Annotated in this window: 9 protein-coding genes and 2 rRNA genes (1 of these 11 cut by a window edge); all 11 read right to left on the bottom strand. The window is 42.7% G+C overall.

The features are described from left to right. Positions 1–2,453 (bottom strand): 23S ribosomal RNA (locus tag MHI04_RS00550) (it extends 475 nt beyond the left edge of the window). Positions 2,454–2,760: 307 nt separating this feature from the next. Beyond that, positions 2,761–4,312: ribosomal RNA gene (locus MHI04_RS00545) — 16S ribosomal RNA — on the bottom strand. The 16S and 23S rRNA genes sit together here, the layout of an rRNA operon. Positions 4,313–5,187: 875 nt before the next feature. Then, positions 5,188–5,469, bottom strand: a complete 282-nt coding sequence (locus tag MHI04_RS00540; protein WP_036123109.1) for a hypothetical protein — start codon at positions 5,467–5,469, stop codon at positions 5,188–5,190. Positions 5,470–5,678: 209 nt separating this feature from the next. Beyond that, positions 5,679–7,184 carry a lysine--tRNA ligase gene (lysS, locus tag MHI04_RS00535; RefSeq protein ID WP_036123105.1) on the bottom strand — a complete coding sequence of 502 codons (1,506 nt, stop codon included), beginning with the start codon at positions 7,182–7,184 and terminating at the stop codon, positions 5,679–5,681. 181 nt (positions 7,185–7,365) lie between these two features. Then, positions 7,366–8,406 (bottom strand): tRNA dihydrouridine synthase DusB, encoded by a 1,041-nt coding sequence (gene dusB / locus MHI04_RS00530; protein ID WP_036120709.1) that lies wholly within the window; start codon positions 8,404–8,406, stop codon positions 7,366–7,368. A gap of 87 nt (positions 8,407–8,493) precedes the next feature. After that, a complete protein-coding gene (gene folK / locus MHI04_RS00525) occupies positions 8,494–9,006 on the bottom strand; it encodes a 2-amino-4-hydroxy-6-hydroxymethyldihydropteridine diphosphokinase (protein WP_036120706.1) in 513 nt (170 codons plus the stop codon). Then, positions 9,006–9,371 carry a dihydroneopterin aldolase gene (folB, locus tag MHI04_RS00520; RefSeq protein WP_036120703.1) on the bottom strand — a complete coding sequence of 122 codons (366 nt, stop codon included), beginning with the start codon at positions 9,369–9,371 and terminating at the stop codon, positions 9,006–9,008. The genes folK and folB overlap by 1 nt, the downstream gene beginning before the upstream one ends. After that, complete coding sequence (gene folP, locus MHI04_RS00515; protein ID WP_036120700.1) at positions 9,371–10,225, bottom strand: dihydropteroate synthase; 855 nt, start codon at positions 10,223–10,225, stop codon at positions 9,371–9,373. The genes folB and folP overlap by 1 nt, the downstream gene beginning before the upstream one ends. 13 nt (positions 10,226–10,238) lie before the next feature. Next, positions 10,239–11,078 (bottom strand): aminodeoxychorismate lyase, encoded by an 840-nt coding sequence (gene pabC, locus MHI04_RS00510; protein ID WP_036120697.1) that lies wholly within the window; start codon positions 11,076–11,078, stop codon positions 10,239–10,241. Next, complete coding sequence (gene pabA / locus MHI04_RS00505; protein ID WP_036120693.1) at positions 11,079–11,660, bottom strand: aminodeoxychorismate/anthranilate synthase component II; 582 nt, start codon at positions 11,658–11,660, stop codon at positions 11,079–11,081. It lies immediately after the preceding gene. After that, positions 11,657–13,087 carry an anthranilate synthase component I family protein gene (locus tag MHI04_RS00500; protein ID WP_271912030.1) on the bottom strand — a complete coding sequence of 477 codons (1,431 nt, stop codon included), beginning with the start codon at positions 13,085–13,087 and terminating at the stop codon, positions 11,657–11,659. Before MHI04_RS00500 ends, pabA begins: the two co-directional genes overlap by 4 nt. Positions 13,088–13,108: the final 21 nt, after the last annotated feature.

Genomic DNA, 13,108 nt, shown 5'->3' with positions numbered 1-13,108 from the left:
GAGCGATGGCCCTTCCATGCGGAACCACCGGATCACTAAGCCCGTCTTTCGACCCTGCTCGACTTGTAGGTCTCGCAGTCAAGCTCCCTTGTGCCTTTACACTCTACGAATGATTTCCAACCATTCTGAGGGAACCTTTGGGCGCCTCCGTTACCTTTTAGGAGGCGACCGCCCCAGTCAAACTGTCCGCCTGACACTGTCTCCTGCCCCGCTAAGGGGCATGGGTTAGAATTTCAATACAACCAGGGTAGTATCCCACCGACGCCTCCTTCGAAGCTGGCGCTCCGAGATCTCTGGCTCCTACCTATCCTGTACAAGTTGTACCAAAATTCAATATCAGGCTACAGTAAAGCTCCACGGGGTCTTTCCGTCCTGTCGCGGGTAACCTGCATCTTCACAGGTACTATAATTTCACCGAGTCTCTCGTTGAGACAGTGCCCAGATCGTTACGCCTTTCGTGCGGGTCGGAACTTACCCGACAAGGAATTTCGCTACCTTAGGACCGTTATAGTTACGGCCGCCGTTTACTGGGGCTTCAATTCGCAGCTTCGCTTGCGCTAACCACTCCTCTTAACCTTCCAGCACCGGGCAGGCGTCAGCCCCTATACGTCACCTTACGGTTTTGCAGAGACCTGTGTTTTTGCTAAACAGTCGCCTGGGCCTATTCACTGCGGCTCTCATGCGCTTGCACGCTCAAGAGCACCCCTTCTCCCGAAGTTACGGGGTCATTTTGCCGAGTTCCTTAACGAGAGTTCTCTCGCACACCTTAGGATTCTCTCCTCGACTACCTGTGTCGGTTTGCGGTACGGGCACCTCTCACCTCGATAGAGGCTTTTCTTGGCAGTGTGAAATCAGGAACTTCGTCCATACGGACTCGCCATCACAGCTCAACGTTACAGTGTGCGGATTTGCCTACACACACGCCTTACTGCTTGGACGCGCATAACCAACAGCGCGCTTACCCTATCCTACTGCGTCCCCCCATTTCTCAAACGGTGAGGAGGTGGTACAGGAATATCAACCTGTTGTCCATCGCCTACGCCTATCGGCCTCGGCTTAGGTCCCGACTAACCCTGAGCGGACGAGCCTTCCTCAGGAAACCTTAGTCATACGGTGGACGGGATTCTCACCCGTCTTTCGCTACTCATACCGGCATTCTCACTTCTAAGCGCTCCACCAGTCCTTCCGGTCTGACTTCAACGCACTTAGAACGCTCTCCTACCACTGACATCGTAGATGTCAATCCACAGCTTCGGTGAATCGTTTAGCCCCGATACATTTTCGGCGCAGCGTCACTCGACCAGTGAGCTATTACGCACTCTTTAAATGATGGCTGCTTCTAAGCCAACATCCTGGTTGTCTGTGCAACGCCACATCCTTTTCCACTTAACGATTACTTTGGGACCTTAGCTGGTGGTCTGGGCTGTTTCCCTTTTGACTACGGATCTTATCACTCGCAGTCTGACTCCCGTGTATAAATATCTGGCATTCGGAGTTTGTCTGAATTCGGTAAACCGGGATGGCCCCCTAGTCCAAACAGTGCTCTACCTCCAGTATTCTCATCACGAGGCTAGCCCTAAAGCTATTTCGGAGAGAACCAGCTATCTCCAAGTTCGATTGGAATTTCTCCGCTACCCACACCTCATCCCCGCACTTTTCAACGTGCGTGGGTTCGGGCCTCCAGTAAGTGTTACCTTACCTTCACCCTGGACATGGGTAGATCACCTGGTTTCGGGTCTACGACCACGTACTATTTCGCCCTATTCAGACTCGCTTTCGCTGCGGCTCCGCCTTCTAAAGCTTAACCTCGCACGTAATCGTAACTCGCCGGTTCATTCTACAAAAGGCACGCTATCACCCATTAACGGGCTCTAACTACTTGTAGGCACACGGTTTCAGGATCTCTTTCACTCCCCTTCCGGGGTGCTTTTCACCTTTCCCTCACGGTACTGGTTCACTATCGGTCACTAGGTAGTATTTAGCCTTGGGAGATGGTCCTCCCGGATTCCGACGGAATTTCACGTGTTCCGCCGTACTCAGGATCCACTCAGGAGAGAACGAACTTTCGACTACAGGGCTTTTACCTGCTCTGGCGGACCTTTCCAAGTCGCTTCATCTAACTCGCTCTTTTGTAACTCCGTATTGAGTGTCCTACAACCCCAAGAGGCAAGCCTCTTGGTTTGGGCTCTTCCCGTTTCGCTCGCCGCTACTCAGGGAATCGATTTTTCTTTCTCTTCCTCCAGGTACTTAGATGTTTCAGTTCCCTGGGTCTGCCTTCAAGACGCTATGTATTCACGTCAAGATACTACGCGATTAAACGTAGTGGGTTCCCCCATTCGGAAATCTCCGGATCAAAGCTCACTTACAGCTCCCCGAAGCATATCGGTGTTAGTGCCGTCCTTCTTCGGCTCCTAGTGCCAAGGCATTCGCCGTGCGCCCTTAATAACTTAACCTAACGGCTTTCAATACACATCACATTTCGTTGTCAGCTTCACTCGTTCAATCAGTCACGTACTCAAGTACGTTCCTTCATTCACTCGATTGCTTCCTAGAACTGCTCGTGTCTTGAAACCCTCTTAATTTTATTAAGCCTATAAAAAACTTAAAAAATAAATGTGTTTGTTACAATTTCAATGTCGTTTTATCCAGTTTTCAAAGAACAAGTTTTGAAGCTGTTCATTCAAGAAGAATAAACCTTCAAAACTGAACGCAAAACGTAATCTTACAAACCCTAGGTTTGTATTCCGAAATAATCCTTAGAAAGGAGGTGATCCAGCCGCACCTTCCGATACGGCTACCTTGTTACGACTTCACCCCAATCATCTATCCCACCTTCGGCGGCTGGCTCCAAAAGGTTACCTCACCGACTTCGGGTGTTACAAACTCTCGTGGTGTGACGGGCGGTGTGTACAAGGCCCGGGAACGTATTCACCGCGGCATGCTGATCCGCGATTACTAGCGATTCCGGCTTCATGTAGGCGAGTTGCAGCCTACAATCCGAACTGAGAACGACTTTATCGGATTAGCTCCCTCTCGCGAGTTGGCAACCGTTTGTATCGTCCATTGTAGCACGTGTGTAGCCCAGGTCATAAGGGGCATGATGATTTGACGTCATCCCCACCTTCCTCCGGTTTGTCACCGGCAGTCACCTTAGAGTGCCCAACTAAATGATGGCAACTAAGATCAAGGGTTGCGCTCGTTGCGGGACTTAACCCAACATCTCACGACACGAGCTGACGACAACCATGCACCACCTGTCACCGTTGCCCCCGAAGGGGAAACTATATCTCTACAGTGGTCAACGGGATGTCAAGACCTGGTAAGGTTCTTCGCGTTGCTTCGAATTAAACCACATGCTCCACCGCTTGTGCGGGCCCCCGTCAATTCCTTTGAGTTTCAGTCTTGCGACCGTACTCCCCAGGCGGAGTGCTTAATGCGTTAGCTGCAGCACTAAGGGGCGGAAACCCCCTAACACTTAGCACTCATCGTTTACGGCGTGGACTACCAGGGTATCTAATCCTGTTTGCTCCCCACGCTTTCGCGCCTCAGTGTCAGTTACAGACCAGATAGTCGCCTTCGCCACTGGTGTTCCTCCAAATCTCTACGCATTTCACCGCTACACTTGGAATTCCACTATCCTCTTCTGCACTCAAGTCTCCCAGTTTCCAATGACCCTCCACGGTTGAGCCGTGGGCTTTCACATCAGACTTAAGAAACCACCTGCGCGCGCTTTACGCCCAATAATTCCGGACAACGCTTGCCACCTACGTATTACCGCGGCTGCTGGCACGTAGTTAGCCGTGGCTTTCTAATAAGGTACCGTCAAGGTACAGCCAGTTACTACTGTACTTGTTCTTCCCTTACAACAGAGTTTTACGAACCGAAATCCTTCTTCACTCACGCGGCGTTGCTCCATCAGGCTTTCGCCCATTGTGGAAGATTCCCTACTGCTGCCTCCCGTAGGAGTCTGGGCCGTGTCTCAGTCCCAGTGTGGCCGATCACCCTCTCAGGTCGGCTACGCATCGTCGCCTTGGTGAGCCGTTACCTCACCAACTAGCTAATGCGCCGCGGGCCCATCCTATAGCGACAGCCGAAACCGTCTTTCAGTATTTCACCATGAGGTGAAACAGATTATTCGGTATTAGCCCCGGTTTCCCGGAGTTATCCCAAACTATAAGGTAGGTTGCCCACGTGTTACTCACCCGTCCGCCGCTAACGTCAAAGGAGCAAGCTCCTTCTCTGTTCGCTCGACTTGCATGTATTAGGCACGCCGCCAGCGTTCGTCCTGAGCCAGGATCAAACTCTCCATAAAAGAAATTTGAATAGCTCAAATTGTTTTGCTGGCATCAATTTTGATGTCCAAAATTTTGTTTTGTTCACTAACCGAAGTTAGTTACTGAAAACTTTATTGATTACGTTTTGCTTGTTCAGTTTTCAAGGTTCATTTCGTCAACCATCTTTCGACAGCAACTTTTATATTATAACAACATCATTTCTAGTTGTCAACATCTTTTTTCAAGAAAACTTTCATTCCCAGGAGAGACAACTTTTAAATCTTATCATAACCACTTTACCAAGTCAACATCTTTTTATTCAAATTGTTTTTGAAGTTTGATGTTAGTTCTTACGTCGTCTTAACGACAAGTAATAATTTATCACGTTATGATAGACTTGGCAAGTGTTTTTTTAATAAAATCTATTGAATTAAAAAAACACAAATTTATAAGCATTTTTGTGCATTTACGAGAATACCAAATTGAGATATTCTCTTTGCTTACTTAATTATTTGTTTTACTATACATCTCTTTCTTTTAAATCTCAATGTTTTAAAATAAAAATACTTATTTATTCTCAAGATACCATTTGTTTAGGAAAGGAAATCTCAGTGGTATTTGTTTGTAAACATTACTCCTTCAGATTTATAAATCAAAGTCTTGTAAATTGTAATCAACATAGCAATATAATTTCATGCTATAACGCTACTATGAATAAATCCCGTTGCCTTCTGGATAGTTTGAATCTAAGCAACCTTTCGCACAAACCTACTTTTATTTTTATAACCGCCATAACAACATTTCCTATATAAGTCACTATAAAGCTCTATTTAGTTTTTCATTTCCTAACAAATAAGCAGGCGCTAAAGTGCTTCTACTGCACTTTAGCGCCTGCTTACTGCTATTTATGTCCCTATTTAAGGTCATCCGCTTGAGGATCCACAATATTTAAGCACCATAAGAAATTGTCCCACGCAGAATACCAGCCACTGAAAACTTCAGAAGAATCATCCCAACGAACGTCGAATTTCTTGTGGCCATCTATTTCTACTAAATATAAAGTAAGGTTCTCATCTTTTTTAGCAACCACTAATTTCATACCATTCTCAAGTTCTTCTTCAGTAAATGGCACATCAGAAACCGAACGTAGTTGTGCCTGTTCAAATACTTGTTTGTTAATAATTTTGTAATTCATTATAAGCCCCCAATAAAAATACTTCTTTTTATACTTTTTGAATTTGAAAAACATAGAACTATAAAAGTATAACCTAAATTTAATCCTCGTTTAAACAACTTAATTTTTTTATAGCTTAAAAAGAGGAGAACTCACCTATATTGTGAATTCTCCTCTTCATTCATTACTATTCTTTTATTGCTTCACGAAAAGACTTCATTACAATTTAACTATTTTGTAATATGACGCATTGTTGGGAATAATAATACATCACGAATTGATGGTGAATTTGTAAGAAGCATGATTAAACGGTCAATACCAATACCTAGTCCACCTGTTGGAGGCATACCGTATTCCAACGCTTCAATGAAATCGTTGTCCATTTCATGTGCTTCATCGTTACCAGCTGCTTTTTCTGCTAATTGCGCTTCAAAGCGTTGGCGTTGGTCGATTGGATCATTTAATTCTGTGAAGGCATTTGCATGCTCACGACGAACAATAAATAGCTCAAAACGATCTGTGAAACGCTCGTCCTCTGGATTCTTCTTCGCAAGAGGTGAAATTTCTACTGGATGACCATATACAAATGTTGGCTGCACAAGAGTCTCTTCTACTTTTTGTTCAAAGAATTCATTAATGATATGACCTACTTCATGAACATCTTTCACTTCTACTCCGTGCTTTTTTGCAAGTGCTTGCGCTTGTTCTTTTGTCATTGGCTGCCAGAAGTCTACACCTGTTGCCTCTTTTACAGCGTCTACCATGTGTACTCGTTTCCAACCTACTGCAAGGTTGATTTCATCTTCTCCATATTGAACTGTCGTTGTACCAAGAACTTCTTGCGCAACATGTGCAATAAGGTTTTCAGTTAGTGACATGATATCTTGATAATCAGCATATGCTTCATATAGCTCAATCATTGTAAATTCAGGGTTATGACGTGTAGAGATTCCTTCGTTACGGAATACACGACCGATTTCATAAACTTTCTCTAAACCACCAACTATTAAACGTTTTAAATGCAATTCGATTGCGATTCGCATATATAGTTCCATATCTAGTGCATTGTGGTGCGTAATAAATGGACGAGCAGCTGCACCACCAGCAATCGTATGAAGCATTGGTGTTTCTACTTCTAAATATCCAGAGTTATCTAGATAATTACGGATTGCACGGATGATTTTAGAACGAGTTATAAATGTTTTTTTACTATCTTCATTTGTCATTAAATCTAAGTAACGTTGGCGATAACGTTGCTCAACATCCTGTAGGCCGTGGAATTTCTCTGGCATAGGACGAAGTGCTTTTGTAAGGAACGTGAAGCCCTCCGCTTTTACTGAAAGCTCTCCAACTTGTGTACGGAATACGTTTCCACGCACTCCAACAATATCTCCTAAGTCTGCTTGCTTAAATAATTCATATGCTTCCTCGCCTACATGATCTTGACGAACATAAATTTGAATTTGGCCACCTAAATCTTGAATATGGGCAAAGCCAGCTTTTCCTTTACCACGTTTCGTCATAATACGACCCGCAATAACAACCTCTTGAAGGTTTTCTTCTAGCTGCTCTTTTGTTTGGTCTGCAAATTGCTCACGCACTTCTGTTGATAAATGTGTACGCTCAAAACGACTTCCGAAAGGGTCTTGTCCGTTTTCTAGTATTGTCGTCATTTTTTGGCGTCTCACCAAAAGTTGATCATTTAATTCTTCTATATTATTTGACACTTGTTTCACTCCTTAAGTAAATTGTCCGCGTTTACGTCCATAATATTTCTATTGTACACAATTTTAGTGCTGTAATCATCTGTTTCAATTTATTTTCAATCCAACAAAAGATGATTAATAATTCTAAAAATTAAAGTTAGCAACACAAAGGCGCCTCTTTTAAAAATACCGAGACGCCCTATACATATCACTATACAATTAATTCCTTAGCTTCTGGACCGACTAAATTAAATTCGCTCTCTTCATATTCCTGCACAAGGCCATTTAATAGCGCACGAAGGTCTGCCGCCGTTTCTGTTTGGTTAATAGCATTACGTGCTTTCCCATTACCACGAATTCCTTTTAAATACCATGACGCATGTTTACGCATTTCACGCACCGCAATTCCTTCTCCTTTTAATTGGAGAAGACGTTCAAAGTGTAGGAGACATACATCCATTTTTTCTCGAACACTTGGTTCTTCCTTTAACTCACCTGTTTCTAGGTATTGAACCGTGCGGTAAATCATCCATGGATTACCTAATGCAGCACGCCCAATCATGACTGCATCTACTCCTGTAGTTTCAAGCATACGTTTAGCATCTTGTGGTGTTTCCACGTCACCATTACCAAGCACAGGAATGTTTACATTCTCCTTCACTTGACGAATGAAATCCCAATTCGCTTTACCTTCATACATTTGTACACGTGTACGACCATGAACCGCCACCGCTGCTGCACCTGCACGCTCAACAGCTTGTGCATTTTCCACTGCAAAAATATGCTCGTCATCCCAGCCAATACGCATTTTTACGCTGACTGGTTTTTTGACAGCATCCACAACAGCCGCTACCATTTCATATACTTTATTTGGATCAAGTAACAAGCGGGCTCCTGCTTCACATTTAATGATTTTATTAACAGGGCACCCCATGTTGATATCAATAATATCAGCAGTTGTATTTTCATCCACATATTTCGCCGCTTCCACTAAAGTTGCTTTATCTCCACCAAAAATTTGCAATGACAGCGGATTTTCACGTTCATCGATATAAAGCATCCCTAATGTTTTTTCGTTTTTTTGGACAATACCCTTATCACTAATCATTTCAGCATACACGAGACCTGCTCCGAACTCTTTAACCGTTAATCGGAAAGCAGAGTTACAGATCCCAGCCATTGGCGCTAAAACCACTCGATTGTCCATGACGATATCGCCAATTTGAAACGGCTTCTCTGTTGTAAGACTCAACGTTGTCTTCCTCCTCTAAAAGCTTTTACCTATTATTTGCTATCTATTGTTAATGCTATGCATTAATCTTTCATCCACATACTATTCTTAATACACCGTTGAAAACTCTTCAAACGGACTCCATAGGGTGATACCTTCATTTTCGCAATCCATTTGCTGCAACAGATCGTGCGCTTGTTGTAGCTGTACATCAAAGGGTGATGCTGCAATCTCTACTAATGGTACTAAGACGAATGCTCTTTCGTACATTCTTGGATGGGGAACTGTTAAACTCTCCGTTTCAATATTCTCTTGATTGTAAAGTAAAATGTCAAGGTCAATGATTCGTGGGCCCCAGCGAAATTCTCGAACACGCCCTAATTCCTGTTCTATTGATTGGCAGATCTTCAACATATCAGCAGAAGAAACATCTGTTTTTAGATGAACAGCAATATTTAAAAAATCTGCCTGATCTGTATAACCCACTGCAGCAGTTTCATAAACGGACGATACACGAACAAGTTTAATACCTTCCGTTTCCTTTAAAAGGGCAACTGCATGCTGAAGATTTTCATATCTCTCTCCCATATTCGTTCCGATAGATAAATAGACATCCTTCATCAGAAATCACCTCTCGTTACCTCAACAGACACCTCTTTGTAATAGCCATGAATTGGTGGGTCTGGTTTAATTAGTTCTACACGAACTCCTTTTACTTTATCAGGGTAGGTTGTTAATATTGCATCCGCTACTCTCACGACCAGAGCCTCAATTAGCTTAAACGGTTCCCCCTCCACAATATCACGGCATAATGCATAGACCTCTGCATAGTTCACTGTATAAGAGAGATCATCTGTTTCTCCAGCCTTTGTCATATCTACAGCAAGGGAAACATTTGCTCGAAAGCGTTGACCTAGAGTTGTTTCTGCTGCTAATACACCATGGTAGCCATAAAACTGCATGTCCTTTAAATGAATGTAATCCATCACGCTTCCTCCTTAAACAAACGTTTTCCCACTAAGACATCAGCCATATACGTAGCACGCGTCATTTCCTTTACATCATGAACACGTATCATATGACAGCCCTTTTCAATTCCATAAACCACTGTCGCACTTGTCCCTTCAAGACGCTCTTCAACAGGTAGTTTTAAGACATTGCCAATCATTGATTTACGTGACGTTGCTAATAATACAGGGTAACCCATAGCTACTAAATCCTTTAAGTGTTGCATCATAACTATATTTTGGCCAGTATTTTTAGCAAAGCCGATACCTGGATCTAAGATGATATGATGTTCAGGAACCCCCGCTTGCTGAGCGATGGCAATACTTTTCTCTAAGTCCATTTTTGCTGTCGCCCAAAAATCAACACCATAATCCATATTTTCGCGATTATGCATTAAAATAATAGGCACATGTAAATCCGCAGCAACCTGAGCAATTTCTGGCTCAGCCTTCGCACCCCAAATATCATTAATCATATGTGCCCCTGCTTCAATAGCAGCACGGGCTACATTTGCTTTATACGTATCAACGGAAATAACGGCCCTTACTTCTTTCGCTAATGCTTGAATAACGGGCACAATGCGTGCAATTTCATCTTCATCTGAAATTCGTTCATACCCAGGGCGTGTAGATTCCCCACCTACATCAATTATTTTAGCCCCTTCAGCCACCATTTTTTTCGCTTGAGCAACAGCAGCTTCTACATTGTTGTATTTTCCACCATCTGAGAAGGAATCTGGTGTAACATTGAGAATCCCCATAACAAATGTTTCTTTTGTATAGTCTAATGTAATACCATTAAGCGTTAATGGTTTCTTATATTTTTCTAGCATGTAAACGCTCCCTCTATCCTTGCTCCACTTCTTGAACAAATGCCTCATGTAAACACAAATAAATCGGCCCATTATTACCTAAAAATTGCACATTCTCTAAGCTACTAATCGGCACAAGCTCTTGTACTGAATTGGTAATGAAGCATTCCGTACTTTGTAGTAAGTCTTCTTTTGTATAAAAACCTTCTTTAACTTCTAAATCGAGTTCAGAGGCCTTCTCTATAACCCACGCTCGAATAATACCCGGTAAAATACCTGTCTCTAAGGAAGGCGTATATAGTATATCATTTTTTACCCAAAAAACATTTGATGTCACACCTTCAGCCACATAGCCCTGTTCTGTTAAAAAGAACCCTTCTTGTTGTGCCAGTGATAGCATTTCAAAGCGGCCAAGCACGTTGTTACCATAATGATGTGATTTAACTCGCAATCCTTGTTCAGGTGTATTGCGTGGCGTTGAAAGCCATTGCGCAATTTTCTCCGTACCACGTTTTGTATTCTGAAGTTCTTTTCGAAAGATAATGACATTGGGTTGTTTATATTCTGTTGGCTGTAATCCAATATGATGTTCTCCAGCTGATACATTTAAACGGAAGTAGCCATCCTGACCGCCAGCCAGCTTGTTTAACTGTTGCACAACTTCAAGTAAAAATTTTTCAGGATAGGTTAAATGAATGTGATACTGAGATAAAGCAAGCTGTAATCTATCCATATGCTCTTCCCAGCGAAATACCTGACCTCTATATGTGCGGAATGTTTCAAAAAAGCCCAATCCATATAAAAAGCCATGATCAAATGGAGAAATCCGCAAATCCTGTGCGGCCATATAGTTTCCATTCATCCAGCACTGCATCTATTCCACTCCTTCTACATACTTCTCTATAAATTGACGCAATAGTTTTTTGCCTTGCTCTGTCATAATAGATTCTGGATGATATTGTACACCCTCTATCGAATATTCCGTGTGACGAAGCCCCATAATTTCCCCCTCTTCTGTCCAAGCGGTTACTTCTAGACATGCTGGTAACGTCTCTTTTTCTACAATAAGAGAGTGGTAACGTGTGGCCTGGAAGGGATTTGGCATACCTTTATGCAAACCCACTTCAGCATGTAGCACAGGTGATGTCTTACCATGCATAAGATGCTCAGCTCGTATGACATTGCCGCCAAACACCTGTGCAAGTGCCTGATGACCCAGGCAGACCCCTAAAATCGGAATATTTCCCGCGAAATATTTAATAATGTTCAGGCTTTCACCTGCCTCATTTGGACTACATGGTCCTGGAGAAATAACAATCATATCAGGTGCAAGTTGCTCAATCTCCTTTACTGTTATATCATCATTTCGTTTCACTACTATCTCATGACCAAATTCACCTAAATATTGTACGATGTTGTAGATAAATGAATCATAATTATCAATCATTAAAATCATTTTGCTCGCTCCTCTGCCATTGCCTTTGCCTGCCACATTGCCTTCGCCTTATTTAAGGATTCCTGATACTCCCTTTCTGGCACAGAGTCAATGACAATACCTGCTCCAGCTTGAATATGTGCAACCCCATCTTTTATAAATGCTGTACGGATCACAATATTAAACTCCATATCACCTGTATAGCCGAGCCAACCGATAGAACCAGTGTATAAACCTCGTCGTACAGGCTCCAGTTCTTCAATAATTTCCATGGTGCGGATCTTTGGCGCACCTGTAATCGTCCCACCTGGGAACATTGCACGGATAACATCTGCATTCGTTTTATCTTCCGCTATTTCTCCTCGTACATTTGAAACAATGTGCATGACATGTGAATAGCGCTCAATGACCATAAATTCGTCCACTTCCACTGTTCCATAGGCTGATACTCGTCCTAAATCATTGCGCTCTAAATCCACTAACATCACATGCTCAGCACGTTCTTTCTCATTATCAATCAACTCTTGTGCCAATGCTAAATCTTCCGCTTCGGATTTCCCTCTTGGTCGAGTACCTGCAATGGGTCTTGTCGATAATTCATTGCCATGACGTTTTACTAATAACTCGGGTGACCCAGAAACTACAGCAAAATCAGGTGCTTCAATATAAGCCATGTATGGCGACGGATTAAACGCTCGTAAAGCCTCGTAGACATCCATCGCAGTCGCATTTAAGTTCTTGGACTGACGAACAGATAAGTTTACCTGAAACACATCACCCTGTGCTATATAGGTTTGAATTTTCTTTACAGCTGCTTCAAAATCAGTTCCTGCAAATGAGACAAGCAATTCATGCTCATCATTAGCAACTTCTACAGCATTTGTTTTTTCAAATTTACGCGCCTCTAAACCAGACTGTGCTGCAACCTGCCAGTTGTTAGCCCATTCTTCCAAGTTAACGTCACTATCTTCTAGCTTCATAAGAGTAACTGTATTCGTTTTCACATCATGTACTGCCCAACTATCAAAAATATAAAAATAGATATCTGGTATTTGCAAGTCATCCTTTGCCATATTAGGAAGTACTTCAATTTTACGTGCATAATCATATGCAACAAATCCAATAGCCCCTCCTTGAAAAACAGGAAGGTCCACATTATAAGAAATTCGATATTCCGCTACAAGCTCTTCCAGTAAAGCTAGAGATTCACCTTGTAAAATTTCTTGTCTATCATTTCTCCAGTTTACTAAAAGCCCCTCCTCTACTGATTGTGCAGTAGCTAACGGATTCCAAGCAGCTATCGTAAAATGCCCTCCGCGTCCACTCTCTAAAAACACATGCGCTTGCTGTGTCTCTGTTTGCTTCTTATAGCTATAAAAAAATGAATCTGCATCCATTGTTAATGTTTTTGTAAGTATTGTTTTCAAGTTATTTTCCCCTTTAAACATGTGGTGTGATTCCATCTTAAC

This window comes from Lysinibacillus sp. FSL K6-1151 (genome assembly GCF_038630755.1).
GTDB classification, from domain to species: domain Bacteria; phylum Bacillota; class Bacilli; order Bacillales_A; family Planococcaceae; genus Lysinibacillus; species Lysinibacillus fusiformis_D.
Note: the sequence above shows the minus strand (reverse complement) of the source record. Positions and strands in the feature narration are given on the sequence as shown.